This is a genomic window from Streptomyces sp. NBC_00322 (assembly GCF_036147535.1).
Classification (GTDB): domain Bacteria; phylum Actinomycetota; class Actinomycetes; order Streptomycetales; family Streptomycetaceae; genus Streptomyces.
Map to the genome: position 1 here is coordinate 619,595 of NZ_CP108019.1, position 24,268 is coordinate 643,862.

Annotated in this window: 29 protein-coding genes and 1 pseudogene; 11 read left to right on the forward strand and 19 right to left on the reverse strand. The window is 67.4% G+C overall.

The window, feature by feature from the left end:
• Positions 1–68 precede the first annotated feature (68 nt).
• Positions 69–2,999 (reverse strand): ATP-binding protein, encoded by a 2,931-nt coding sequence (locus OG905_RS02770; RefSeq protein WP_328665977.1) that lies wholly within the window; start codon positions 2,997–2,999, stop codon positions 69–71.
• A gap of 260 nt (positions 3,000–3,259) precedes the next feature.
• Here OG905_RS02770 and OG905_RS02775 point away from each other — a divergent pair, with 260 nt between their 5' ends.
• A complete protein-coding gene (locus tag OG905_RS02775; protein ID WP_328665978.1) occupies positions 3,260–4,444 on the forward strand; it encodes an isoafricanol synthase in 1,185 nt (394 codons plus the stop codon).
• A gap of 83 nt (positions 4,445–4,527) precedes the next feature.
• Here the strand turns inward: OG905_RS02775 and OG905_RS02780 are convergent, their stop codons facing one another.
• A complete protein-coding gene (locus OG905_RS02780; protein ID WP_328665979.1) occupies positions 4,528–5,178 on the reverse strand; it encodes a TetR/AcrR family transcriptional regulator in 651 nt (216 codons plus the stop codon).
• An 84-nt stretch (positions 5,179–5,262) separates the two neighbouring features.
• Between OG905_RS02780 and OG905_RS02785 the strand changes: the two genes are divergently transcribed.
• Entirely contained in the window at positions 5,263–7,461 is a 2,199-nt protein-coding gene (locus tag OG905_RS02785) for an MMPL family transporter (RefSeq protein WP_328665980.1), read from the forward strand.
• Positions 7,462–7,575: 114 nt separating this feature from the next.
• On the opposite strand, the gene OG905_RS02790 is transcribed toward OG905_RS02785, so the two are convergent.
• Positions 7,576–7,758, reverse strand: a complete 183-nt coding sequence (locus OG905_RS02790) for a DUF6381 family protein (protein ID WP_328665981.1) — start codon at positions 7,756–7,758, stop codon at positions 7,576–7,578.
• Between the two features lie 158 nt (positions 7,759–7,916).
• Positions 7,917–8,198 carry a hypothetical protein gene (locus OG905_RS02795; protein ID WP_328665982.1) on the reverse strand — a complete coding sequence of 94 codons (282 nt, stop codon included), beginning with the start codon at positions 8,196–8,198 and terminating at the stop codon, positions 7,917–7,919.
• A gap of 104 nt (positions 8,199–8,302) precedes the next feature.
• Between OG905_RS02795 and OG905_RS02800 the strand changes: the two genes are divergently transcribed.
• Positions 8,303–8,977, forward strand: a complete 675-nt coding sequence (locus tag OG905_RS02800) for a formylglycine-generating enzyme family protein (protein ID WP_328665983.1) — start codon at positions 8,303–8,305, stop codon at positions 8,975–8,977.
• Between the two features lie 24 nt (positions 8,978–9,001).
• Here the strand turns inward: OG905_RS02800 and OG905_RS02805 are convergent, their stop codons facing one another.
• Positions 9,002–9,391 carry a helix-turn-helix transcriptional regulator gene (locus OG905_RS02805; protein WP_328665984.1) on the reverse strand — a complete coding sequence of 130 codons (390 nt, stop codon included), beginning with the start codon at positions 9,389–9,391 and terminating at the stop codon, positions 9,002–9,004.
• 127 nt (positions 9,392–9,518) lie between these two features.
• On the opposite strand from OG905_RS02805, the gene OG905_RS02810 reads away from it, so the two are divergent.
• The 7 genes from OG905_RS02810 to OG905_RS02840 all read left to right on the forward strand — a co-directional run bounded on the left by OG905_RS02810 (position 9,519) and on the right by OG905_RS02840 (position 14,411).
• Positions 9,519–10,046, forward strand: a complete 528-nt coding sequence (locus OG905_RS02810) for an STAS domain-containing protein (protein ID WP_328665985.1) — start codon at positions 9,519–9,521, stop codon at positions 10,044–10,046.
• Positions 10,047–10,125: 79 nt separating this feature from the next.
• Positions 10,126–11,148, forward strand: coding sequence for a YihY/virulence factor BrkB family protein (locus tag OG905_RS02815; protein ID WP_328682000.1), 1,023 nt, complete (start codon positions 10,126–10,128; stop codon positions 11,146–11,148).
• Between the two features lie 234 nt (positions 11,149–11,382).
• Entirely contained in the window at positions 11,383–11,802 is a 420-nt protein-coding gene (locus OG905_RS02820; protein WP_328665986.1) for a phage holin family protein, read from the forward strand.
• Entirely contained in the window at positions 11,799–12,230 is a 432-nt protein-coding gene (locus OG905_RS02825; protein WP_328665987.1) for a DUF3618 domain-containing protein, read from the forward strand. Before OG905_RS02820 ends, OG905_RS02825 begins: the two co-directional genes overlap by 4 nt.
• Entirely contained in the window at positions 12,227–12,493 is a 267-nt protein-coding gene (locus OG905_RS02830) for a DUF4235 domain-containing protein (RefSeq protein WP_328665988.1), read from the forward strand. Before OG905_RS02825 ends, OG905_RS02830 begins: the two co-directional genes overlap by 4 nt.
• 29 nt (positions 12,494–12,522) lie before the next feature.
• A complete protein-coding gene (locus OG905_RS02835; protein ID WP_328665989.1) occupies positions 12,523–14,082 on the forward strand; it encodes an FAD-dependent oxidoreductase in 1,560 nt (519 codons plus the stop codon).
• 65 nt (positions 14,083–14,147) lie between these two features.
• Positions 14,148–14,411 carry a GlsB/YeaQ/YmgE family stress response membrane protein gene (locus OG905_RS02840; RefSeq protein ID WP_328665990.1) on the forward strand — a complete coding sequence of 88 codons (264 nt, stop codon included), beginning with the start codon at positions 14,148–14,150 and terminating at the stop codon, positions 14,409–14,411.
• A gap of 154 nt (positions 14,412–14,565) precedes the next feature.
• On the opposite strand, the pseudogene OG905_RS02845 reads toward OG905_RS02840, so the two are convergent.
• The 14 genes and pseudogenes from OG905_RS02845 to OG905_RS02915 all read right to left on the reverse strand — a co-directional run bounded on the left by OG905_RS02845 (position 14,566) and on the right by OG905_RS02915 (position 22,999).
• Positions 14,566–15,752 (reverse strand): annotated as a pseudogene (locus OG905_RS02845) (alcohol dehydrogenase catalytic domain-containing protein).
• An 87-nt stretch (positions 15,753–15,839) separates the two neighbouring features.
• The gene (locus OG905_RS02850) at positions 15,840–16,331 is read right to left on the reverse strand and encodes a hypothetical protein (RefSeq protein WP_328665991.1); all 492 of its coding nucleotides are present in this window, start codon (positions 16,329–16,331) and stop codon (positions 15,840–15,842) included.
• A gap of 521 nt (positions 16,332–16,852) precedes the next feature.
• Complete coding sequence (locus tag OG905_RS02860) at positions 16,853–17,311, reverse strand: SRPBCC family protein (protein ID WP_328665992.1); 459 nt, start codon at positions 17,309–17,311, stop codon at positions 16,853–16,855.
• A gap of 91 nt (positions 17,312–17,402) precedes the next feature.
• Complete coding sequence (locus OG905_RS02865) at positions 17,403–17,615, reverse strand: CsbD family protein (RefSeq protein ID WP_328665993.1); 213 nt, start codon at positions 17,613–17,615, stop codon at positions 17,403–17,405.
• A 97-nt stretch (positions 17,616–17,712) separates the two neighbouring features.
• The gene (locus OG905_RS02870; protein ID WP_328665994.1) at positions 17,713–17,973 is read right to left on the reverse strand and encodes a gas vesicle protein K; all 261 of its coding nucleotides are present in this window, start codon (positions 17,971–17,973) and stop codon (positions 17,713–17,715) included.
• Between the two features lie 67 nt (positions 17,974–18,040).
• A complete protein-coding gene (locus OG905_RS02875) occupies positions 18,041–18,301 on the reverse strand; it encodes a gas vesicle protein (protein ID WP_328665995.1) in 261 nt (86 codons plus the stop codon).
• Between the two features lie 4 nt (positions 18,302–18,305).
• Positions 18,306–19,106 (reverse strand): GvpL/GvpF family gas vesicle protein, encoded by an 801-nt coding sequence (locus OG905_RS02880; RefSeq protein WP_328665996.1) that lies wholly within the window; start codon positions 19,104–19,106, stop codon positions 18,306–18,308.
• Complete coding sequence (locus OG905_RS02885) at positions 19,103–19,498, reverse strand: gas vesicle protein (RefSeq protein ID WP_328665997.1); 396 nt, start codon at positions 19,496–19,498, stop codon at positions 19,103–19,105. The genes OG905_RS02880 and OG905_RS02885 overlap by 4 nt, the downstream gene beginning before the upstream one ends.
• Positions 19,495–19,893: a gas vesicle protein GvpO gene (gvpO, locus tag OG905_RS02890; RefSeq protein ID WP_328665998.1), complete on the reverse strand. Its 399-nt coding sequence runs from the start codon at positions 19,891–19,893 to the stop codon at positions 19,495–19,497. The genes OG905_RS02885 and gvpO overlap by 4 nt, the downstream gene beginning before the upstream one ends.
• A 3-nt stretch (positions 19,894–19,896) precedes the next feature.
• Positions 19,897–20,148: a c-type cytochrome biogenesis protein CcmI gene (gene ccmI / locus OG905_RS02895; RefSeq protein ID WP_328665999.1), complete on the reverse strand. Its 252-nt coding sequence runs from the start codon at positions 20,146–20,148 to the stop codon at positions 19,897–19,899.
• A gap of 2 nt (positions 20,149–20,150) precedes the next feature.
• The gene (locus OG905_RS02900) at positions 20,151–20,957 is read right to left on the reverse strand and encodes a GvpL/GvpF family gas vesicle protein (protein ID WP_328666000.1); all 807 of its coding nucleotides are present in this window, start codon (positions 20,955–20,957) and stop codon (positions 20,151–20,153) included.
• The gene (gvpJ, locus tag OG905_RS02905; RefSeq protein WP_328666001.1) at positions 20,954–21,391 is read right to left on the reverse strand and encodes a gas vesicle protein GvpJ; all 438 of its coding nucleotides are present in this window, start codon (positions 21,389–21,391) and stop codon (positions 20,954–20,956) included. The genes OG905_RS02900 and gvpJ overlap by 4 nt, the downstream gene beginning before the upstream one ends.
• A 6-nt stretch (positions 21,392–21,397) precedes the next feature.
• Positions 21,398–22,498 (reverse strand): SRPBCC family protein, encoded by a 1,101-nt coding sequence (locus OG905_RS02910; RefSeq protein ID WP_328666002.1) that lies wholly within the window; start codon positions 22,496–22,498, stop codon positions 21,398–21,400.
• A 6-nt stretch (positions 22,499–22,504) separates the two neighbouring features.
• The gene (locus tag OG905_RS02915; RefSeq protein ID WP_328666003.1) at positions 22,505–22,999 is read right to left on the reverse strand and encodes a hypothetical protein; all 495 of its coding nucleotides are present in this window, start codon (positions 22,997–22,999) and stop codon (positions 22,505–22,507) included.
• Between the two features lie 974 nt (positions 23,000–23,973).
• Between OG905_RS02915 and OG905_RS02920 the strand changes: the two genes are divergently transcribed.
• The gene (locus OG905_RS02920; RefSeq protein WP_328666004.1) at positions 23,974–24,237 is read left to right on the forward strand and encodes a DUF5133 domain-containing protein; all 264 of its coding nucleotides are present in this window, start codon (positions 23,974–23,976) and stop codon (positions 24,235–24,237) included.
• Positions 24,238–24,268: the final 31 nt, after the last annotated feature.

Sequence of the window (24,268 nt, forward strand, 5' to 3'; positions counted from 1 at the left end):
TCGGCCGCTCGGCCCGCACGGCGGAGCCCCCACGGGAACAGCGAACCCGTGGGGCTTCACCTTACGGCTCAGTCACCCGGTGTCGGCCGTGCGCCGCCCTGCCCCCCGATCAGCCGTGTCAGGCCCTCGTGGTCGGAGCCGACCTTGCGGTAAATGTCCGACAGCAAGCGCGTCACCACCGGGTCCTGAGCGCCCAGCGCCTCCGCGATGCGGGCGTTCGACCAGCCTCGGGCAGCCCATTCGGCCACCGTCCGCTCCTGCGCGGTGAGCGATTCCGTGGCCGTGGTACGCAGTTGGACCGGCCACAGACCAGCCGCGTCCAGCTCCTCACGGGCCCGCGCCGCGAGGGCGTCGGCCCCGCACTGAACGGCGCCTTCCAGTCCACGGTGAAGCTGCTCGGCTGCGTCCTGCGGCAGTCCGACCTGGCGCAGTGCGATGCCGTGGTCCACCAGCGCACACGCCAGGTCATAGCCGGACGGGGAGCGCTCGAGGTGTTCGACGGCTTGGGCCAGCAGGGTGACCCGTTCCGCACCGTGGGCCACCGAAGCCATGGCACGCAAGGCCTGTCCGATGGCGGACTGGGTACCGAATCGACGGGCCCTGCGGACGCCTTCGGAGGCGTACTCGACGGCTCGTTCAGGGTCGTCGTTTTTCAGTGCTCGGGCCAGGTGGAGCTGCCAGGGGCACCAGGCGGGGTTGCGCATGCCGCGCGGTTCGAGCCGGAGACCGACCCGGGCAAGGTGATGCTCGGCCTCTCGATGCATGCCCAGGGCGAGCAGCAGCTCGCTGTAGACGGTCTGGGAGTCCGGGTACACCACGGCGCTGGGCACGACTTCGCCGTAGCTGTACATGGTGGCGAGTTCCTGGGCGTCCTGGGTGCGGCCTCGGGCGAGCAGGATCTCGATGAGGATGCCGATGGCGAAGTACTGTGCGGGCACCTGGTGCCCGACCCTGTCCGCGATGCGCAGTCCGCCGCGGACCAGGCTCTCGGCCTCGTCAAGGCATCCGCGGCGATAGCGGATATACCCCAGAAGTGTGTAACCGAAGGACAGATGGGCTCCGCGCCAGCCCTTGGTCTCACATTCTGCGATGCCTCTGTTGAAGAGTTCCTCCGCGCGCCCGGGCTGGTCGCAGTACATGAAGGTGAGGGCGACCAGGACCGGGACCTCGAAACCCCACTGCTCGTCGGTCCACTTGAGGCCCTCGCCCAGGGCTTCCTCCGCATAGTGGAGAGCGGTGGCGGCGGGCTCGCCGCGCACCATGGCGTCCCAGGCACGCAGCCCCAGGATGTACCGCTCCGCTGTGCCGCGGCCGCTGAGGTGCTCGGCGAGCCTGGCCAGCTTTCGTGAGCGGGCGGGCGAGTCCTGTTCGTCGGCCCGGAAGGCGTTCCACATGAACTGCTCCGCCTGCATGCGCAGCCGGGTCCTTGCGTTGGTGGCCCCCCGGGCGGCTTCGGCAACCGTCTCGGCTGCCTCCGCCATCCGGTCCGAGTGACCGAGGGCCTGCGCCAGCCGGTAGACGATGGCTTCGCGCAGCGCCGGGTCGAGAACGGGCTCGTCCAGTGCGGCCCGCAGATGGTTGACCGTGGTCGCAGGTTCGGTGAGCAGGGCGGAGCAGCCAAGTTCGAACAGCACATCGGCCCGCTCCTCCAGCGCGGGTGGCTCGCGCAGTGCCCTGGCGAGGCAGCGCCGGGCGGCCTCAGGAGCGCCTGCCCTCAGGTACTCGCGGGCGGCTTCGCGGAACTGCCGCACGGCCCAGGGGTCGCTCTCGGGGTGCACCTCCAACAGGTGCCGGGCAGCCGTGGTTGCGCCCAGGCCCGCGCTCGAGACAACAGCGGCGGCCTGGCCGTGCATGGCCACGCGGAACGCCGCGGGAATCGCCCGGTAGACGGCGGTGGCGACCAGCGGGTGGAAAAACTCCAACCGGTCGTCGTCCGGGGCGTCGGGAGCCGGGTCGGCGAGGATGCGGGCCTGGCGCAGCCGGGCGACGGCGTCGGATGACTCGGCATCGCCCAGTCCGCCGACGCTCGCTGCCAGACTCCGGGACGCCTCGGCGCCGAGCACGGCAGCACTCCAGGCAAACCGGACGACGGAGGTGCCGAGCCGCTCCAGCCGCTCGATGAGCCCGCCGCCCTTCACGGCAGAGGCGAGTTCCCGGAGTTCGGGCACGTGCACGACCTGTGGTTTCAGCCCGCGATCGGCGACCCTGGCGGTGAGTTCGACGGTCTCGAACGGGTTCCCTCCGGTGACCGCCCAGGCCTCGCGGCAGAACCCCTCGTCGGCTTCCTCACCCAGGGTGTCCCGGACGATGCGGCTGACCGCGCCGGGGGTGAACGGTACGAGGTCGAAGGGGCGCGATCCATGGCGTTCGCCAAGTCTGCCGAACGCCGTCGCGTCGGCGGGGAGTTCATCGGAGCGGTAGGCCACGACGAGCAGCAACGGGAGCTCACTGACCCGCGGTGCGAAGCCGGTGAGCCAGGCCAGCGACTCGGCGTCGGCCCAGTGGGCGTCGTCCACCATCACCACCAGCGGCGCCTGCTGGACGGCGAAGCGGGTGGCGATCCAGTCCAGGCCGTCCCGCACGCCCTGTGGATCGGGTGAGCCGTTGCTGTTCCCCGCTACCAGACCGACCGCAGGGGCGACGATTTCGTACCAACTGCCCAGTATCTTGCGGTGTTCCTTCTCGGTGGCTGCCGCGAGTACGGGCTGGACGAGCTGGCGTACGACATGGAAGGCGACGCCCTGCTCCTGCTCTCCTCCGCGGGCGAAAAGCACCGTGCAGCCGCGAGCCACGGCCTTCCTCCGCACCTCTGTGAGGAGAGTCGTCTTGCCGAGTCCCGCCGGCCCGGCAAAGGTCAGTAAGCCGCCGCTACCCGGTGCGGCCGAGCCCGTGGACGACCCGCTCAGGTCGGTCAACAGAACATCCACTGCCGCGAGTTCTGCATCACGTTCCAGCAGCAGCCGACGCGGTCGCCCCGGCCGGTCTCCCGTGTAGGTCACATCCGCTTCCTTCGACCGTGTGTCGTCCGAGTACGCGAAGAGTACGCCCTCGGAGACGGTCCGTAGCCCATCGCGGAGGCTTTTGCCCCATGGGCACGAAATTCTGATAACACCGGTGACCGCACGGCGGTTACCTCTCACCCCGCCTCGCTCATGCTGCGCCGCAGAGGGCGCGCACGCGGTCGCGTGCGCCGGTCTTACGCCCCATCGCACCCGTCGACCGCGGCTGTACGCGGGATGCGGCGCCTAGGCTCGAAAGGATGGCGAAAATGCGCCAGGCGTGCATCGTCGCGGCGGGACGCGCCGCGGACACCCAGGGGGTGTGTATGGCGAACGCGATGGCTTCCGGCCGCAACCGGGTGCTCACGGACCCTACGCGGCGCACCGCCGCGATCAGGATTCCGTTCCCCGCCCGCTTCAACCCTCAGGCGGAGCGGGCCCGGCGGCACTCACTGCAGTGGCTGCAGGAGATGGGCTTGCTGACCGGGGAAGCGGTGACGGCGGAGTACGACGCGCTGCGGCTCGAGCGGCTGATGGCGTATTTCTACCCCGACGCCACAGGCAACGACCTTGAGCTGGCAGCTGACTTCAACGCCTGGTTCTTCATCTTCGACGACCAGTTCGACGGGCACCTGGGGATGCGACCCGAGGCGATCGAACCTGTGGTGGACTCCCTTGTACGGACCATGACGACGGACGGCGCGCCCCAGGTGTCCGGCGGGCACGGCCCGCCGCTCGTCCAGGGATTCCGGGACATCTGGCGCCGGGCAACCGCCCGCACACCGTACAACTGGCGGCGTCGGTTCCGTACGCACTGGCAGGCCTACATGGCCGCCCACCTGGGGGAAGCACGCAACCGGAACGCGCAACGCCTGCCTTCCCTCGAACAGTTCCTCAAGGTCAGGCGGGACTCCATAGGGGTACAGCCTTGCCTCGACTTCACCGAGCGGTGCGGTGGTTACGCGCTGCCGGACGAGCTGCACGGCTCTTCCCCGCTGCGGGAGATGCGTGAGATCACCGGCGATGTGGTGATCTTCGTCAATGACATCGTCTCGCTCGTCAAGGAACTGGCAGCCGGGGATGTGAACAACAGCGTCATCGTCCTGCGCGAACAGAAGGGTTGCACCCTGGATCAGTCCGTCGGGTACATCGCCGCCCGCGCCAACGCGCACATGGCCCGCTTCGCGCAGCTCGCGGCGGCTCTCCCGAAGGCGCTGAGCGAGCGAGGCGTTCTTCCGGAGGTGCGCGGGCACATCGGCCACTATGTGGAGGGCATGGGTCACCTGATGGCGGGCAACCTCGCCTGGTCCCTTGCGACTTCCCGCTACGACGAGACCGGAATTGCCGCCGTGAGCGGCGGGCGGCAACGTCCTTGGGCGTACCTCGCCGTGACACGCGAGTCCTCTGGCGAAGGTGCCCGGCGGAGCGTGCCGACGGAGAGTTGAGCATCACGCTCGTAGGGGCGCAGTGCGTCGCCGCGCCGCGACCGACTGGACCTGTGACCTCAGCGCCCTCGACCGGAAGCGACTCAGCGTGTCAGGCCGGCGGAGAGAGTGGTGAGGGTGCGCTCGACGACCGCGTCGCGCTGGTCGGGGGGCAGTTGGGCGAGCGGGCCGTCGAGGATGAGCAGCGCGAGTCCGTGGACGGCCGACCAGGCGGCAACCTCCGCCGCGGGCCGGTTCTCCGGCCGCATCCGGCCTGCGGCCACGAGCATGTCGAGCGTGTCCGAGAGCAGTACGAACGCCGCGAACTCCGGCCTGGACTCGGGGGCTTCGAGGCCGGTGAAGTCGCCGCTCTGCGCCAGGGGTGTGCGGCAGAAGGCGGTGCGGTAGAGCCCCGGGTGCTCGATCGCGAACCGGACATAGCCGCGCCCGATCGCCTCGGCCCTGCGAACGGCCTGCTCACCCGGGTCGTCGAGCGCGGGGAGCACGCGTACGGCCTCGGCCATCGAGTCGGCCAGCGCCTGCTGGCCGACGATCTTCACGGCCTCGAGGAGATCTCCCTGGCCGGTGAAGTGGCGGTACGCGGCGGTGGGTGACACACCGACGCTGCGGGCCGCCTCACGCAGGACGACACGCTCGGGGCCACCTTCGGCCGCGAGTTCGACGGCGGCCTCGATCAGCGCGTTGCGGAGGTCGCCGTGGTGGTAGCGGGACTTGGTGCCCGTGGTCGATTCCATGACTCCATTCTGCCCGAAGTTGACGCTGTTAACATTATATGCGACCGTCGATGTTAACGGAGTAAACATCGGTAGGTGATGACCATGTTCGACAGAATCGCCGGGCTGGCCCTGCACCGGGGCAGGCTCGTACTGATACTCACCGCGGTGGCCGTGATCGCTATGGGAGCCATCGGCTTCGGGGCGTTCGGCAAGCTCCAGGGCGGCGGCTTCGAAGATCCGAGCGCGCCCTCTGCCCGCGCACAGGAGCTCATCGACGACAAGTTCGGCGGCGAGAGCAATCTGGTCCTGCTGGTCCGGGCCGACGACGGCAGCATCGGCTCTCCCGCCGCCCAGCGCACCGGCCGCGCCCTCACCTCGGAGCTTCGGGGCGAGCCCACCGTGGCGAATGTGATCTCGTACTGGGACACCGGCACCTCCGCGCTGACCTCCCGGGACGGGAACGAGGCGCTCGTGCTGGCCCACGTCAAGGGCGACGACACCGAGCAGGGCGACAACGCCTCGGCGATCATCGACGAGTACACCGGCGACCGGGACGGGCTGACCGTCCAGGCCGGCGGATCGGCCGCGGTCGGCGACGAAGTGCCCACCCAGGTCGCCAAGGACCTCGCGCTGGCCGAGACCATCGCCGTGCCACTGATCCTCGTGCTGCTGGTGATCGCCTTCGGCAGTGTGGTGGCGGCACTGCTGCCCCTTGTCATCGGGCTGATCGCGATCGTCGGCACCTTCGCCGAGCTCTATGTGCTCGGCAGCCTCACCAGCGTGTCGGTCTTCTCGATCAACCTCACCACCGCACTCGGCCTGGGCCTGGGCATCGACTACGCCCTGCTCATGATCAGCCGGTTCCGCGAGCACCTCGCGCAGGGCGCCGCCGTCCCCGAAGCGCTCCGGCACACGGTACGGACGGCCGGGCGGACCATCACCTTCTCCGCCGCGACCGTCGCCGCCGCACTCGCCGCGCTGCTGGTCTTCCCGCAGTACTTCCTGCGCTCCTTCGCCTACGCCGGCATCGGCGTGGTGGCCATCGCCGCCGTCAGCGCCCTGGTCGTCATCCCTGCGCTGCTCGCCGTGCTGGGCCACCGGGTCAACAACGGCCGGCTGCCCTGGGCGAAGACCGTGCGCAGCGCCGAGGCTCCCCTGTGGGGCCGACTGGCCCGCACGGTCATGCGCAGGCCCGCCCTGACCGCACTGCCGGTCCTCGGGGTGCTGCTGCTCGCCGCGAGTCCACTGCTCGGCGTCACCTTCGGCACCCCGGACGAGCGGGTGCTTCCGGAGAGCGCCCAGAGCAGGCAGGTCGCCACCGCGGTGCAGCGCGACTTCACCGGCAGCGACGAGTCGGCGGTGCAGATCGTCACGACCGGGCCCGTGGCCCCGGCCGACCTGCGCACGTACGCGACCGGCATCTCGCGGCTCGACGGCGCGGTGCGGGTGGAGACCTCCGCCGGCACCTTCCGGGACGGCCGCTTCGCCCCGCCCGGGCCCGCGAACGCCGCACTGGGCCGGCCCGACACCCAGCGGATCACCGTCGTCAGCGACCTCACCCCCAAGTCGGGCGAGGCTCAGGACCTGGTCAAGGACGTACAGGCGGTGGATCCGCCCGCCGGGACCGAGGCGCTGGTCGGCGGCACCGACGCGCGGCTCATCGACTCCAAGGACTCGATCGCCGACAGGCTCCCGGCCGCCATCGGTCTCGTCGCTGGCACCACGTTCGTGATCCTCTTCCTGTTCACCGGCAGCGTGGTCCAGCCACTGCGGGCGCTGGTCCTCAACGCCATCAGCCTCACCGCGGCCATCGGCATCATGGTGTGGATCTTCCAGGACGGCCACCTGGCCTCCCTGCTCGGCTTCACGCCGCAGCCGATGGACACCTCGATGACGGTGCTCATGTTCTGCATCGCCTTCGGCCTGTCCATGGACTACGAGGTCTTCGTGACGAGCCGGATCAAGGAGCTGCACGACGCGGGCGCCGACACCGAGACCGCCGTATCCAGCGGGCTCTCGCACACCGGGCGGATCGTGACGATGGCGGCCGGGCTGCTCGCGGTGAGCTTCTTCGCCTTCGGCACGTCCAGTGTCAGCTTCATCCAGATGTTCGGGCTCGGCAGCGGGCTGGCGATCCTGATCGACGCGGTGGCCGTACGCGGGATACTCGTACCGGCGGCCATGCGGCTGCTGGGGCGTACGGCCTGGTACGCGCCGAGGCCGCTGCGCTCGGTGCACAAGCGGCTGGGCCTCACCGAAGGCGCGCCCACCGAGGACGAGCGGACACCCGTCGGCGTCTGACCCCGCGCACCCGCGCGAAAGGTCTGGCAAACAGCGCCGGGGCTCTGCCGCGGCGCGCATGTCGCACCCGGCCGAGGCGTGCCTGTCTGCGCCCTGGCCGGTGTGCCTGCCCCCTCACTCCTGGGGGTAAATGTCCCCCGCGGCCATGGCGCTCTCCTGCTCGCTCTGTGCGAGCAGCCTGCGCGCCTTTTCCTGGAGCCGCTGCCGCTCCTGCGGATCGGTCGCCCGCTCCGCCTCCTGCTTGAGCCCCTCAGCATCCTGTCGCAGCTGACGGACATGACTTCCGGAATCACTCATGGTCACTCCTCGGCCATCGGGATGAGCCTTCCCACTCCGAGAATATGCGCGCCCCGGAAGTTGGGCCTCTGCCCGTACTCGCCGTCCTGCATATCTCTGAACTCCGCGCGACGGAGCGTTCACAACCGTCGTTCAACCCGGAGAGGAGCCGTGGGTCATCAGACCTCCATCACGGCATCGCACTGGGCGCACACGAGTTGGGCGTACTTCGGTGTGTACCACGATGAACCTGGATGCTCCGACGGCTTCCACGAGGCCGTCCCCATCGCGAACGTGTCCTGACCGCACAGCGTTCGTGGCCCAGGAGTATTCGAAGACCCGGGAGCGGCGTTCGCAGCGTGCACGCGCAGGACGGGACGCTCCTCGGCCGGTGACGATCCGGCCAACGATCGCGCTGCGGGAGGCTGGTCGAGCTCGTACATCACGAAGATCTCGCTCATGCTCCGACGGTAGGCCGATACGGCGGATCACGCATGGGTGAGGACAACCGTTGCGACAGGCCGCGTGATCATCGAGGGACAGGCATCGGTAGGGTTGCGTGCCCATGGACGTGAGCGCAGGAAACGCAATAATTGCCATCCCGCCGGGACAAGTGACGCTGTCGGACCGGCGGACACAGCGCAGTTGGTCGGTCGAGCTTGCGCCATACCGGCTCGCGGCGTTTCCGATCACCCAGGAGCGGTACGCACACGTCACCGGCCAACGGCCGAGCACCGCGCAGGGCGACCAGTTGCCTGTCGAGGGCGTTTCGTGGGTGGACGCGGTCCGGTTCTGCAACACCCTGTCCCAGCGCGAGGGGTTGGCGCCCGCGTATCGCCTCAATGCTGACGCCGACGGTATCGAGTGGGACACATCCTCGGACGGGTACCGGCTACCGACCGAGGCCGAGTGGGAGCACGCATGTCGTGCCGGTACGGCCAGCGCGCGGTACGGGCAGCTCGACGAGGTCGCCTGGCATCGCGGCAACTCGCACGAGCGCATTCACGACGTGGGCGGCAAGCAGCCCAACGCGTGGGGCCTGTACGACATGTTGGGCAACGTGTGGGAGTGGTGCTGGGATCTCTACGACGCCGAGGTCTACGGCACCTATCGGGTGCTGCGGGGCGGTGGGTGGTTCGACGAGCGCTGGAGCTGCCGGGCCTCCGTGCGGCGCCGCAGCCACCCGACCTTCCGGATCGACGACGTGGGATTCCGCATCGCACGTTCCATCACGCGCTGACGTTCCCCGCCGTGGCTGGCCCGGCTACGCGTTGCGAGACTCGTCGTGCGAGCGTGCCGCGTCGGGGTTGCGGCCCTCCGGAACCGTCTGGGCCGTGGCGTTGCCCTGGTCGCCGTCAGACGCCGGGGTTTCGAAGATTTCCAGGAGTGGCGCAATGTCCCGGTGTTCGTCGGCAGGATGTCGGAATCTGCCCCCGATCAGGTGGTACCGGTTCCGACGGCCTTCGCGCGTGTGCGTGAGGTATCCGGCCGATTCAAGGTCGGAGACCACGGCCTGGACGGTCCGCTCGGTCAGCCCGAGCCTCGTGGCAAGCTCGCGAACCCGGACCCAGGGATCGCGTGCGATGGCCGTGAGCACTCGCGCATGGCTGGTCAGGAACGTCCACGTGGTGCGGGGCGCAGAGGCTTCGTCCATGCCCCCATCATACGTCCCCTCATACAGGCTTCGCACTACCTGAAATAAAATTCCGGTATCTATTGACGTGTCTTTGGCTGCGACTCAGCATGAGGTCAGACGTATTTCCCGTTCGAGGGAGATGATCATGGCTTCCGCCACAGGCGCCTTCGAGGAGCCTCGCCCGCGCCCTTCGCGCCCCGTCGTCGACTCGACCGACATCAACCGCCTCGCCCTCACCGTGACCGTGGTCGCTGGTGACCGCGCCCGAGTGGTCGTGGTCGGCGAAATCGATATGGACAGCGCAGCAGACCTGCATCGAGTGCTCACCGGTGCCCTGCACGCGTCCGCTGCTCTCGAAATCGATCTTGCCAGGGTCTCGTTCTGTGACTGCTCCGGCCTGCACACCCTCATGGACACCTGGTACAGGGCACGGTCGCAGGGTCGGACCGTAGCCGTGATCGATGCCAGCCCGTGCGTGCGGAGGCTGTTCGAGCTGACCGACACCCTTGGCCTGCTCACAAACACGACCGAGTCGGACAGCGATCCGCCGGCCCTTGTTCGTCACGAGCGAGCCGCGGCCGAGCCGGGCGGACGCAGTCACCCAGCCTGGCCACAGATCAGCATGCCGCTGCTGCGGGATGGTCCCGATGACGCAGCTGCCGTTCAGGATTGAGGTTCGTGGTTACCCGTGAGGGATGGCACCCATGTGGCAGGGCAAGCGCAACGAGGATCACCACCAAGATGGCGGGCGCATGAGTGCCCACCGTCGGGCAGATTCCCAGCACGTGGGCGGGCCGGGGCCGGATCCGCAGGTGGAGCATGATGCTCCGGACGGGCCGACGGCGATGGGGAAGAAGTCGTGGTGGGCGGTGCTGAAGCGGACGGTGGCGGAGTTCAAGGACGACGAGCTGGCGGACCGGGCAGCAGCGCTGACGTACTTCGGGGTGCTGGCACTCTTCCCCGCTCTGCTTGTCCTGGTCTCGATGCTTGGCATCGTCAGTGAGTCGGCAACCCAAAGTGTTCTGGACAACATCAAGAAGATGACTCCCGGCTCGGCACGGGATGTCATCACCAACGCTGTCGAGCAGCTCCAGGGCCAAAGTGGCACCGGTTCGGTGCTGGCGATTGCCGGTCTGCTGCTGGCGCTGTGGTCGGCGTCCGGATATGTGGCGGCGTTCATCCGCACCTCCAACGCCGTCTATGACATCCCGGAGGGCCGCCCAGTGTGGAAGGTGCTGCCGGTGCGGCTGGCCCTCACCCTGGTGCTGATGATCCTTGCCTGTGTCAGCGCATTGATCGTCGTGTTCACCGGCGGTCTGGCCCGACAGCTCGGCACGGCGCTGGGGATCGGGGATACGGCACTGACCGTGTGGTCAATTGCCAAGTGGCCAGTGCTGGTGGTGCTGGTCACCAGCATGATCGCGCTCCTCTACTGGGCGTCGCCGAACGCGAAGGGCCGCGGATTCAAGTGGATCACCCCGGGGAGTTTCCTGGCCCTCGTGATCTGGATGATCGCCTCAGCCGGCTTTGCTCTGTACGTTGCGAACTTCGGCTCCTACAACAAGACGTACGGCGCCCTGGCCGGAGTGATCATCTTTCTGGTCTGGCTCTGGATTACCAATCTCGCGATCCTGCTGGGGCTGGAATTCGATGCGGAGCTGAGCCGCGAGCGGGCGATCATGGGCGGACTCCCGGAGGACGAAGAGCCGTACGTCGAGCCTCGGGACACCCGCAAGTGGACCGATGAGGAACGCGCCGAGATGGGCGATGTCTGACCTCCGGGCGTGGGCTCGTACGCCAGGCTGCTCCGCCCACCCCGCTGTGATTTCTCCTTGCCCAGCGGGCGGGAACCCGAATGGGGCGAACGGGCTCGGGTACGCGCTGAGGAGATCGAGACGTGCACATGGCCGCCAAAGGACGCCACGAACCGGCGCCAAGCAAGGCGCAGCGCCTCGACCGGCGGCCACTTCGCGCACATCCGCCGAAACGACGGAAAAGAAGGGACGACGATGGACAGGTCGCTGGACCAGCCGCCGCGCCAGGACTCCGATGCGTCCATGAGCGAGCTGGTCAGGCAGGCATCCGAGCAGATCTCCCAATTGACGCGGCAGGAACTGGCCCTGGCGCAGGCGGAGATGCGGGACAAGGGCAAACGATTCGGGATCGGTGGCGGTCTGCTCGGTGGAGCGGGCGCGATCGGTTTCATCGCTCTGCAGGCCCTGGCGGCCACCGCGATCGTGGCCCTGGACCTGGTCTGGCCGTTGTGGGGCTCCGCGCTGACCGTGACTGTCGTCCTGCTCGCCGCGGCCGGTGCACTCACTGCCATGGGCAAGAAGCAGGTTGGCAAGGCCACCCCACCCACACCCGAGCAAGCCATCGACAGCGTCAAGAGCGATATTGCCGAGATCAAGGAGAGGGCACACCAATGACGGACAAGTCGCAGAACAACGACTCCGTACCCACCGCTGACGAACTGCGCGAGCAGGTGGAGGGGACCCGCTTGGAACTCGGCCAGACCGTCGAGGCGCTGACCGCCAAGGCCGACATCAAGGCCCAGGCGCAGCAAAAGGCGGCGAAGGTCAAGACTCAGGTGCAGGACAAGGCTGCCCAGGCCCTCCACGTGGCGCACGACAAGACTCCCGAGCCGGTACGCGAGACGGCCGCACACGCCAAGCAACAGCTGACGGAGAAGGCCCAGAGTCTCGGAGCGAAGATCCAGGACACCACCCCGGAGCCGGTACGCGACAAGGCCGCCCGGACGGCGCAGTTCGCGCGCGGCAACCGCACCCTGCTCATCGCCGGTGCAGCCGCGCTGACCGTCATCCTCCTCGCCCGCCGTAGGAGGAAGAACGCATGAAAGCTTCCAAGATCGCCTACAAGCCGGTCGGCCTGGCCCTCGGTGCGGTGAGCGGTGCCCTGGCCGGCGCGGTCTTCAAGCAGGTGTGGAAGGCGGTCGGCCACGACGAGGACGCCCCTGACGCCACCGACCAGGACCGCAAGTGGCGGGAAGTCATGATCGCCGCCACCTTGCAGGGTGCGATCTTCTCCGCGGTCAAGGCGGCCGTCGACCGCGGCGGCGCCACCGTCGTACGCCGCCTGACCGGAACCTGGCCGGGCTGAGCCGCTCGAGCAGGGAGGAGGGCAAGCCCATGACCACGCTGCCGGGTGTGCCCACGTCGTACTGGCTGGAAGCCGAGTTGAAGGGTGCCCATCCTCCGCCGGAGCACGACGAGGAAGCCGACGTCGCCGTGATCGGCGGCGGAATGGCGGGGCTCTGCACGGCGTGGGAGATCGCGCACGCCGGGCGTTCGGTGATCCTGGTGGAGGCGAATCGGCTCGGGTCCGGTGTCACCGGGCATACCACCGCAAAGCTGTCCGCTCTCCAAGGACTCACCTACGGACACCTCCGCTCCGCCTTCGGGCCCCGCGCGGCCCAGCTGTACGCCACCTCGCAACAGGAGGCCGTCGAACAAGTCGGCCGGGTCAGCGCCGAGTTGGACATCGACTGCGAGTGGGAGCGTTGCGACGCCTACAGCTATGCCACCCGTGAAGCCGGGCTCGACGAGCTGCGTGCGGAGGCAGATGCGGCCGAGGCAGCGGGTCTGGCCGCGGAGTTCGTGCCGGGTACGGGGCTCCCGTTCCCCGTCTCCGGCGCGGTCCGCGCCAGCGGTCAGGCACAGTTCCACCCGCTCAAGTTCCTGGCGGGCCTTGTGGACGATCTGACCGAGCGCGGCGCCCGCATCGTCGAAGGCACCCGGGTCACCGGGCTGAAGGAGGGCTCTCCGTGCCGGCTGAGCACGTCGAGAGGCGTCCGCATCACGGCTCGCGATGTCGTGGTCGCCACGCACTACCCGATCTTCGACCGCGCCCTGCTGTTCGCCCGGATGGCCTCGCGCCGTGAACTGGTCGTCACAGGGCTGATCCCGAAGGACCTCGACCCGCGGGGGATGTACCACACCCAGGAGCAACGGACGAGGTCGGTGCGAACTGCCCCCTACGACGCCGAACGTCGACTGCTGATCGTCACCGGGGAGAAGTTCACACCGGGTGCCGGGCAGGTGCGGGAGCGGTATGCGCACCTGAGCTCGTGGATGCGCGAGCATTTCCCTACTGCCGAACCGGTTCATCGCTGGGCGGCGCAGGACAACTGGACCACTGACCACATCCCCTTCGTCGGGTTGCTCCATCCCGCCGCCCGCCACACCTATGTCGCGACCGGTTTCGGTGGGTGGGGGCTGAGCGGTGGAGTGATGGCGGGCCGGCTTCTCACATCGCTGATCATGGGTGATGAGCTTGCCTGGGCCCCTTTGTACGACCCGCGGCGGCTCCACCTGTTGCGCGAAGGCCGCGCCTTGGTCGAGCGCCAGGTCGACACTGCGCGGCACTTCGTCGGTGACCGGCTCTCCTCGCCCCCGTCGGACGGCCTTGCCGACCTCCCGAGGGGCAGCGGCGCCGTCGTACGCAGAGGAGCGCGGCACCTGGCCGTCTACCGCGAGGAGGACGGCGCACTGCACACGCTGTCGGCACGGTGCACCCACCTCGGCTGCCTGGTGCAGTTCAACGACGCCGAGCGGACCTGGGAATGTCCCTGCCACGGCTCCCGCTTCGACACCGATGGCAGCGTGGTGCAGGGGCCCGCGGTGCGTCCCTTGGAGGCTTACGCCGAGACTGATGCGCCTCCGGGAAAGGTCCGGGATACCAGAGGCTGACTGTTCCTGCCCGTAAGGGGTATCCGAGCAGAAAGGGGTGGGAGAGTCGTGACAAAGGGACAGACATGGATATCTCGGGCATTATTAGCGCGATTGTGATCGGTATCGTCATTGGCGTGCTCGGCAGGCTTGTCGTCCCGGGACGCCAGCGCATCGGCATCCTCTGGACGATCGCGGTCGGCATCGTGGCCGCGTTTGTGGGCTCGGCCATCGCCTCAGCCTTCGATGTCGCCGACACCGAGGGCGTCGACTGGATCGAGTGGCTCTTCCAGATCGGCTTGGCCGCCCTTGGTGTCGCAGCACTCGAGCGGGTCAAGCTCCGACGCTGACGGCGGAGGGGCCCGGGTCCGGTGACCAGAGTGTCCTCCTCTGACCGGAGACCGGAGGCGGCAGCACCAATTGGTGCTGCCGCCTCCGGTCTCCGGTCGGAAGGGCCTCCGGCCGAACGTGGCCCCACACGACGCACGTCGTGACTCGGTGTGCTCAGGGCTTCAGGAGGGTCTTGATCATGCCGTCCGTCTTGTGCTGGAACATCTCGTATGCATCCGGACCGTCCTCCAGCGGCATGGTGTGCGTGGCGAAGCTCTCGACTCCGAGCACATCGTCATCGTTGAGCAGCGGCATGATGTCGTCAATCCAGTGCTTGACGTTCGCCTGTCCCATTCGGAGCTGGATCTGCTTGTCGAACATCGTCAGCATCGGCAGCGGATCGGCCGCGCCGCCGTAAACGCCCGCCAGCGAGATCGTGCCCCCGCGTCGTACGACGTCGATCGCGCCGTAAAGCGCGTTCAGGCGGTCGACCCCGGCGTGCTCCATCATTCGCGCGGCAAGGGCGTCGGGCAGCAGGCCGGTGATCCATTGGGCCGCCTTCGCGATCGGCGCGCCGTGCGCTTCCATGCCGACGGCGTCGATCACGGCGTCCGTTCCCCGCCCGTTCGTCAGTTCGCGGATGGCGTCGCCCAGATCCCTGCCGTACTTGCGCGCGTCGATCACGTCGATGCCGCGGGCGGCGGTACGAGCCAGCCGGGCGGGCACCAGGTCGACGCCGATGACCATGCTCGCGCCCCGGTGCAGGGCGATACGGGCTGCCATCTCGCCGATCGGCCCGAGGCCCAGCACAGTGACGGTGCCGCCGGGCAGGAAGTTCGCGTACTCCACCCGCCTGCCAGGCGGTGGGCAGGACGTCGGACAGGTAGACGTACCGCTCGTCGGGCGGCCCGTGCGGGACCTTGATCGGCAGGCTGTCCCCGAAGGGGACCCTGAGAAACTCGGCCTGCCCGCCCGGCACTTGGCCGTACAGCTTGGTGTAGCCGAACAGCGCGGCTCCCATGCCGCATTCGCGAACCTGCGTGGTTTCGCACTGGGACTGCAGGCCTCGTTCACACATGAAACAGTGGCCGCATGAAAGGTTGAACGGAATAACGACCCGGTCGCCGACAGCGAGCGAGGCCACCGTCGCGCCGAACCTCTTCGACGACACCCATGGGCTCGTGTCCGAGGATGTCGCCGGGATCGAGGTACGGTCCCATCACCTCGTACAGATGGAGGTCCGAACCGCAGATACCGGTGGATGTGATCCGGACGATGATGTCCGTGTCTTCCTTCAGCACCGGATCCGGCACGGTGTCCACTCGCACATCCCGCTTTCCGTGCCAAGTCAACGCGCGCATACCGTCCTCCTCGTCACCATGATGAGCCGGCTGCCATACGGGCCCCCGGACGTGACCCGCTGGTCACCGATGTGCTGAACCGGAACGTCAGCCACGGCGATGGGTCAGAACAGCGGCAGCTGCGGCGTGATGCAACGAATCGACGGTTGTCATCTGAGCGGTGGCCCGGTCCATGAGCTCATGGAGAAGCGAAGTTTCGAGCTGGTCCAGTTCGGCGGCCACGGGCACCATCGCTTGCCACATTTGATGTTTGCCCTCGATGCCCAACCGTAGGACCTCCAATTCGATGAGGCTACTCAGCCCCGAGCGACGGTAGACGCGGCCGTTGGGCTTGAGCCTGGCTACCTTCTCCGCGATCCAGCCGCCGTACATCCTGTATCGGTGCGGAGCAATCTCGAGGGAATGCATCAGTTCGATGAGGCTCTGTCGGTCCTGGTCGATGTCCTCAGCGAGGCGCCGCATCTCTGAGGCACGCGCCGAAGAGCGGTGTGCACGAGCGACCCGCCGCGACAGCTCGACTCCCGCAGTGGCGCCGGCCAAGTGGTCGTTCAGGTAAATCCTGAGAGCTTTGTCGTGCACGGAGCTTTCCCTTCGCCTGTCATGACCCGACCAGGACACGTCCCGGAATGAGTCTCGGAACGAGGAGCCTTTTGATCTTTCCGACGATCTGGTCTCGAATCACCCTCGTACGCGGACTTCCCTTCGCGCAAGTCACCTTCATTCCGCAGAACGGCACCCAATATGGCAGTGCTGAATGGCGTCCCACGATTTGGTCGAGCTGATCCTGAAGGACCACCGGACTACGGAAGACCTTTCCCGTCGCATGCGCAGCGCCGAGGCGGACCGCGCGGGGGCTCTGCGAGAGTTCGCCGGTCTGCTGATTGCTCACGGGCAGGCGGGAGAACGTGACTGACGAGCACAGGGCCGAGCTGGGCCGGGTCTTCGCGCGTGAGCGGGCGGATCAGCTCGCCGCCTACTGCGGAAACATCGAGAACGTACGCCGAATCGCTCAACGTTAGACACCGCGCTTGCGGGACTCAGAGGTTCCGCCGCCCTGCTCATCCCGTGTGACCCGTACGGACAAGGGTCGCTCCCTCACATCATCCAGGCGTCACGCGGCCACGCCACGAGCCGGATTCGCCGCCGCGCTTCTCGATGTACTCCTTGAAGCGTCCCATGTCACCCTTCACGCGGCGGTCGATCATGCCGAGCATGTCCGCGCCCTTCTCAGCTACTCCGGTGCTTTCGACGTCCATCACAAGTTCCACCCGCGTGTGCGTCTCGTCCAGGCTCTGGAAGCGGACCATGCCCTTTTGCTTGGTGTCGCCGCTGATCGTGCGCCACGCGATCCGTTCATCAGGGAGCTGGTCGACGATCTCGGTGTCGAACTCCCGCCGGACACCGCCGATCTCTGTGGTCCAGTGGTTGTGCAGGTCATCCAGCTGCCTGACCTCCTCAACCCCTTCCATGAACCTCGGGAACTCCTCAAACTGCGTCCACTGGTTGTAGGCCGTGTGGACGGGCACGCCAACCTCTACCGCTTGCTTCACCGTGCTCATTTCTCGGGCTCCTTAGTTGTGTATGCGCATTAATTGGGCAGGGCCCCGGGTGGAATCAGGGCCTGATTCTCTTTCGCGCAGCGGACGATGCTCACTTGTGCTTGCGGGCCTTTCCTTTGACCTCCTCCGCCGTACCCTTCGCGATGTCCTCCGTCTTTCCGGCCGCCTGACGTGCCTTGCCCTCGATGCGGTCACCGGTGCCCTTGAGGCGAAGATCGTCCTTGCCCGTTGCGCGTCCGGCCGCTTCCTTTGCCTTGCCCACTGTCTCCTGGGCCCTGCCGCGAATCTTCTTTCCCTCAGCCATGCGGATCAGTTCTCCTCGACCGAATAGCGATTCTTTCGGATACCGTGCGGGTACCTCGCCCCAGAACCCGCAAACGTCATTCCTTCTCGCGTTGCGCTCAAGGCTCCGGAGGCAGCAGAGGACCCAGCGGGCCGAGGTCTAGATTCAAGTCTTCCGGTGACAGGCCGAAGTGCTCCCGCAGCTCCTCGACGTGCTTTTCCAGAGCCATCAACGTGAGCCCGAGCTGCTCGATCTGCTCCCCGCTGAGGCCTCCGTCTTCAATGCGGCGCAATGCCTGCCGTTCCATCAACTGGCGCAGCAGTTCGACGATGGTCAGCACAAGACCGGCCAGTCCTCGCTCCACCGACTCGGGGTCCATCTCGACGCGTTCGGGGAACCGACGTGCCGCGTTCCTTGGTGTGCCGCCTCCGCGGTCTTCGCCGGGTCTACGGTTCATCACGGCCGCTCCGACGGGCGTCTGCCTCCGTGGCACGGGAGGCCTCCATGCCAGGACGGATGGAGGCGATCAGTGCGCGCAGCGATATCCGGACGAGGTCGACGTCCGCGATACTCAGGGTGATCTCCCCAGCGATGACCACACCTCCGGCCAGAACCCGGTCGAGCAGGTCGACCAAGGCGATCTGCTGTCCCTCGAAGGCGTACGGCACTTGGGACTGCCGTACGGGCGATTGCCGGTGGTCGGTCATGCGCTCACGTCCGCTCCGGCCCCACGTCGTCACCGGCGAAGGAGTAGGCGGGCCACGGGCCGATGAGCTCGATCCGCACATCGGGAAAGCGACCTCGGATGTCCTCGACCGCAGTAACGAATTCCTCAGTAAGGACGTTCGGCACGAGATACGAGGTGTTGAGGATCATCGAGCCCTCGTACCGAGCCAGCCGGGCGTCCTGAGGGCGATGGTGGGCCGACTCCACCGCGAGTTCCTGGAGCGCGACATGAATCTGCTCCGCCCGGTCCTGAGCTTGCCGTTGCGCGGTCTCCTGCCCCTGTCGCTGCGCTCGACGACGCAGGAGATAGGCCGTACCGGGGCTGCCGCCCTCCTCGGGGCCCGTATCGGTTGGTTCCTGCCGCTCGAGCGTCCGTGGGTCGGCGTACGCCTTGATGCCCCACTCCGTCCGCCCGGCCACGCGGTTCAGCGCCGAGGCGAAGTCCGCCCGGCGCTCCGCCAGGAGAGAACGCACACGATCGTCGTCGTGGTAGATCGTCGCGAAGCGCAGAGGGATGATGTTCCCCTCGCGAGCCACCGTGGAAATCACCTTGTGGTGGGCCCGGGCAGCTGCCTCGAGCCAGTCGAGGTCCTGGAGGCGTTCGCGCAGCTCCTCCTCGCCGAAGTCGCTGACCGGAACCGAACCGACGATGCCGAGCAGCCCGGACTCCTCGACGACATGCACAGACTCACCGGCCACCCCCGTCAACGCCGCTTGTCTGACGGCGGTGACGGGGTGGACGTCGAAGGCGATGGCGTAGAGCCAGGTGACGCAGGACTCGGTCATCGCTCCTGCTCCTCGTCCCGCGGCCGGTCGGCCTCCTCATCGGCCTCAACGGCCTCACTGCCCCGGTCTTCTGCCTCCAGCTCACCGATACGGCGGCGCAGGCGGCGGTTCTCCTCAAGGACGTCACGTTGCCCGTAGGAAAGGGTGGGGTCGTGTTCCCACCAGTCGATGCCCATTTCGCGCGCACGGTCGACGGAGGCCACCAGAAGACGGATCTTTATGGTGAGCAGCTCGATATCCAGCAGGTTGATCCGGATGTCACCCGCGATGACGATGCCCTTGTCGAGGACGCGCTCCAGTATGTCGGCCAGATTGGCCGGTTCGGGCCGGGAGGGCACGAGCGAGGGGTCTCTTCGCCTGCTTGCGCCACTCCAGCCCGAACCCTGGCTCATGCTCCGCTCTTCTCTGCCCTGCCCCGGTAATGGCGCTTGTCGCGGCGGTAGGAAATCAGCTCTCCCGCGTCGTCCATCTCGACGAGGTAGACGGCGAGGATGTCGGTGGAGTCGGGTATCCGATGCGATTCCACGACCTCGATGCCCACTTGCCAGCCCTGCTCCGTCTTCTCCAGAGAGGTCACGGCCTCGAGATCTTTGCCGGCGAGTTCAGAGACGTGCTGTGCGGCTCGTGCGGCGGCCCGGCGGCCACTGAGACGGTGTGGGGATGAGGACTTCGTCGTCTTGCGCCTCGGGCGGTCGGTCGAGCTGCGCTCGGACGCGTCTGTCGCCGACTCCCGCTTCGGCCGGGCAGGCCTCTTCGGCTCCGGCGCGGCACGTTCTGATCCGGGCACGGTTCACACCTCCATGCCGCCGTCGGGGGACCGCGAGGCCATGAGGCGGCGTACTAGCTCTGCTTCCTGTTCTGCCGCTTCCTCATCTGTGATCTCCCCGGCGTCCCGCGCGATCTGCACTTCCTCCAGGCGCTGCCGGATGACCTCCGGGTCACTGAGCTCGCGCTCTGCCACCTCCTCGACGCGCTCTGCGATCCACACCACTCCGCGGACCGGCGCGAGCGGCCAGGTGAACAGCCCGCTGAGAAGTCCCACGGCTATCGGCCCTCCTCGATCTCGCTCGCCGCCTCGTCCACGAAGTCGTAGGGCGCGAGAGGGCCTAGCAGGCGCAACTGGATCCGGCCGTGCCACTGGACGGCGAGTTCTTCGGCCGCCTTTTCGAACGCGGCCCACTTGTCCTGCGGAACGAGGAAGGAGGCATTCACCACCCCCTCCGCGACGGCCGGTTCGGCATGGGCCGTGGCGACGGCGAAGGGAGCGAGACGGCGTTGGATCTCGGCCGTATCCGTTTCGCGTTTGCCGGCGATCGCGTCGGTGATGGCTCTGCCGAGCTCGACACGTTCGTAGTAGCTCGCATCCTCGTCCTTTGCCGCCACCTCCTCCCGCAGTCGGGCTATCGCCGGATTCTCGCCGAGCACCTCGCGCAACACGGCGTCCTGGACGTACCGGGCTCTGAGGGTGAACTGCGCCTGGCCGTGCAGCCGTTTGAGGATCTCGGCGAAGTCGTCACGTCCTTCCTCCAGCAACTCCTCGACCACGGTCCGTACATCCGGCAGTACGGTGCCGAAGCGGAAGGGGACGACGGCAGTTGTGGCGGCGGCCAGGGAGTCCAGCACGCGTGCGTGCGCGTGCAGATCCTCCGGGGTGCCCAGCGGGCGGTCGGTGGGAACCGCACTGATGACGGCCGCAATTCCCCGGTGCCGAACGAATGTGGCCTGCGTCTGCGAGTTCCCGACCGCGGGGAGATCCATTGCGGGGGCACGGTCTGTCGGCTCGGGGACGACGCCGTAGACATAGCAGGCGCCCTGCACCGGCAGAGCCGTCCCCGCCTCGTCGGCGGTCACCGCTCCCGCTCCTTCCGGCCTTCGGGCCTGGACCTGCGACGGGGCCGCTCCTCGGGCTGCTCCTCCTCCTGGTCCTCCTCGTCCTCGCCGTTGCCGAAGGCCTCACTCACCTTCTCCTTGACGCCCTCGAGAGCACCGCGGGTCTTGTGCTTCGCGCCGCCTTCCCGCAGGTCGTCCACGAGCTCAGGCAGCCCGCGTTCGGTTCCGGCGCGGGCGAGGTCGAGGCGGTTCACTGCTTCCGCGAAGCGGAGGTAGGTGTCGACACTCGCAACGACGATGCGTGCGTCGATCGTCAGAAGCTCGATGCCCACCACTGAGACACGGACGAAGATGTCGATGACGAGGCCCTTGTCCAGGATGAGGTCGACGACCTCGGCGAGACCACTGGTGGAAGGCCGTTCCAAGTAGCGGCTGCTCTGACTGGCTACGGTCATCACACATCACCTCGACTTTGCCCTGCTGGACCGTCGACGAGCAGACGGGGCGGGCTTTTTCTCGGGGACTTCTTCGGGCTCTTCCTCTTCCGGCTCTTCCTCTTCGTCTTCCTCGACTTCCTCGTCTTCTTCCTCGTCCTCCTCGTCCTCGTACTCGTCCTCCTGCCTGGGGCCCTGGTCCTCGTCTTCGTACTCGTCCTCGTACTCGGCTTCTTCCTCGGCTTCTGCGGCTGCCTCGCGCTCGCGCTCTTCCTCCTCCTCGCGAACTTCCTCGTCGGTGCGGACGACCTCGCCGTCACGGACCTCGCCACGCCATCCCCTGACCTCATCAGGGTTGAGAAGGGCCTCGGTCATGACCTGTCGCCGGAAGTGCTTGAGCTCCAGACGGACCCGCCGCCCCTGGGCCCGGAGAAGGTTGCCGGTGCCCTCGAAAAAGCCCTGCGGGTGGTACTGCAGGACCATCAGGATCCTGGTGAGGTTCGGCGCGATCTCGTGGAAGGTCACAGCACCGTCCACATGGCCCTTCTCGGCCTTGGACTGCCAGACGATCTTCTCGTCGGGCACCTGCTCGATGACGGTCGAATGCCATTCGCGGTGCGAGAAGAAGATCTGGGCCTTCCACTCGATTTCCGTTTCGGACTCCTGCTCGACGCGCTCGACCTTCTTCATGAAGCTCGGGTAGTCCTCGAACTGGGTCCACTGGTTGTACGCGACCGACACGGGCACACCCACGTCGATCTCTTCGACGATATTGACGACCTTGACCTTCTTGCCCCCGCCCTTGTCGTCACCGCCACCACCGGGCAGCGCCTCTACCGCCTTGTCCTTCACCTTTGACAATCCGGCGCCGGCAGCTGCCTTGAGAGGTATGTGCTCCACCAGCTGGCGGCCTCCCGCCGCCACCGCTTCCTTCAAACCGTCGCCATCCCCGCCGGGATGGGCCAGGCGCTTGACACCCCCGCTCGCCTTTTCCGTGACAGCGGACAAGGCCCGCTGACCGAGCGCGGCAATGAGGTTCTCGAGCTCCTGTATCAAACGGTCCGTAGGGAGACCTTCCATCAGGGACCCGTGTCCACTCTCGCGCTTCTCGTCCGATCGCTCAGCCATTGGTCATCACCCCTCGCTCCGCTGCGAGGAACGACTGGAGGTCTTCTTTCGCGGCGCACGGCTTGAGGTCTTCTTTGCCGGAGCCCGCTTCTTGGGCGCCTGCTCCTCTTCCGCTTCCTCGTCCATGTCCCTCTCGTCGGCGTCTTCCTCGTCTTCGGTCTCCTCGATCTCCTCGGGCTCCTCGTCTTCCTCGGTCTCCTCCGCCTCGGGTTTCGTGCGAAGTGACTCAGCACGGGATTGCAGCCGGTCACTCAGCGAGTCGATCTGGTTGCTCGCCGTCGCCACAACGGCCTTCCGGCCCGCCGACATCAATTGGTCCCGCACGTCGTGCGTCAACCGTGACAATTCCGGGGACTTGGCCGCTCCTGCCGCGAGGCGGCCCGCGCCCATCCCTCTACCGGCCGCCGTTATACCGGCAAGAGCGAGCGCCCAGCGCATCTTGTGTGTGCGTCCGAGGGCGTAGCCGGCGGTCAAGGCAAGGGCCACCTGGCCATTCTTCATGATCCAAACCGCCTCGAATGGGTGGGTTCGTCCCGCCACCTGCGGATGCGACTTTCACGCCGTCGGGGTGGAGTATCTGAGGACTCCACTCCCCATGAGCAGGCACCGAGACAGTCGTTATGTACAAGTATGAGGCATATGTCCGTATGGCAAACATGAAATGTCAGTCGCCCGACGCAAGAGTCGCGCGGTGCCCAGTCTGCTGACCAATGCCGTCGACGCGCTCCGCGAGTGGAGCCCGGAAGATGGCCCTGCGCCCCCAGGACCAACACACGCCCGCCTGCTGCTGGGCTTCTCGGTTGCGGTCTGCGAGGAGATTGCCGCTCCGCCAATGCGAGCCGGCGGACACGTCGACAGTCCCCCAACTCCCGTGGTGCTGAGAGGGGGAACGGGATGCCGGGCTGGCGCGCGGGGGACTCTGCCGCATGGCCGCCGCCTGATCATCGCTGGGCACTAGGAGCCCACGCGAGGCATCGGCGAATGACGACAACGCGGCGAGCGAGCGTGCGTGCCAGGCGCCGCCAGGCAGACGGGACTTCTTGGCGGCGCGCCAGCCATGAATTTCTGACAGGACGGGCACGGAGTCCACGGACTCCGTGCCCTGGTCCTTCACCTTCGCGGCCGCTCAGCCGCAAGCTGCGGGTGCCCTTTGCGGCTGGGACGAAACCCGTCAGCCCGAGGGTTTTCACTGGTTGGGCTCGGGCCGGGCTGATGTCGCCCAGAGCGGAGCCGGGGTCGCGCTCGATGGCCTCGTGGCCGAGAGACGATGCGCACCGGGCGCCTGTTCCTCCCGGCTGGACTGCGCATCCTGGCGCACTCCGGATGGTTGATCCGCCAACAAGCGCGAACGCCGGTTCCGGCGAACAATGGTGCTGCACGGCGCGGGCGCTTCCTGGTGCCCAGGTGCGCCCCATCTCCTCGTTGCACCCGTCTTGGGCACCGCGCTGTGGGCCCACGTCGCTTGAGGAAGACCCATGCTGATGCCCAACGAGACGGTGATCACCAAGGTTCTGAGGTCATACCGTTTGCAGGAGAGCAGGATGCTCCGCGACCCGGCCGACCCCAAGAGCAGGGCACGCTTCCAGGACGCCGCCTACACCCTGTGTGTCCTGATGGGAGGGCGCACCCCACTGGAGGCGGCCCGTCTGGCGGAGAGACACCTCGCGGCGCTACGAGACCGAAAAGGGCACGCCACAACAACCAGCGAGGACATCATTCAGGAGCCCGCCCGCAGTTGAGCAGCGGGCGCGGAGTCCTGATGGGTGGTCG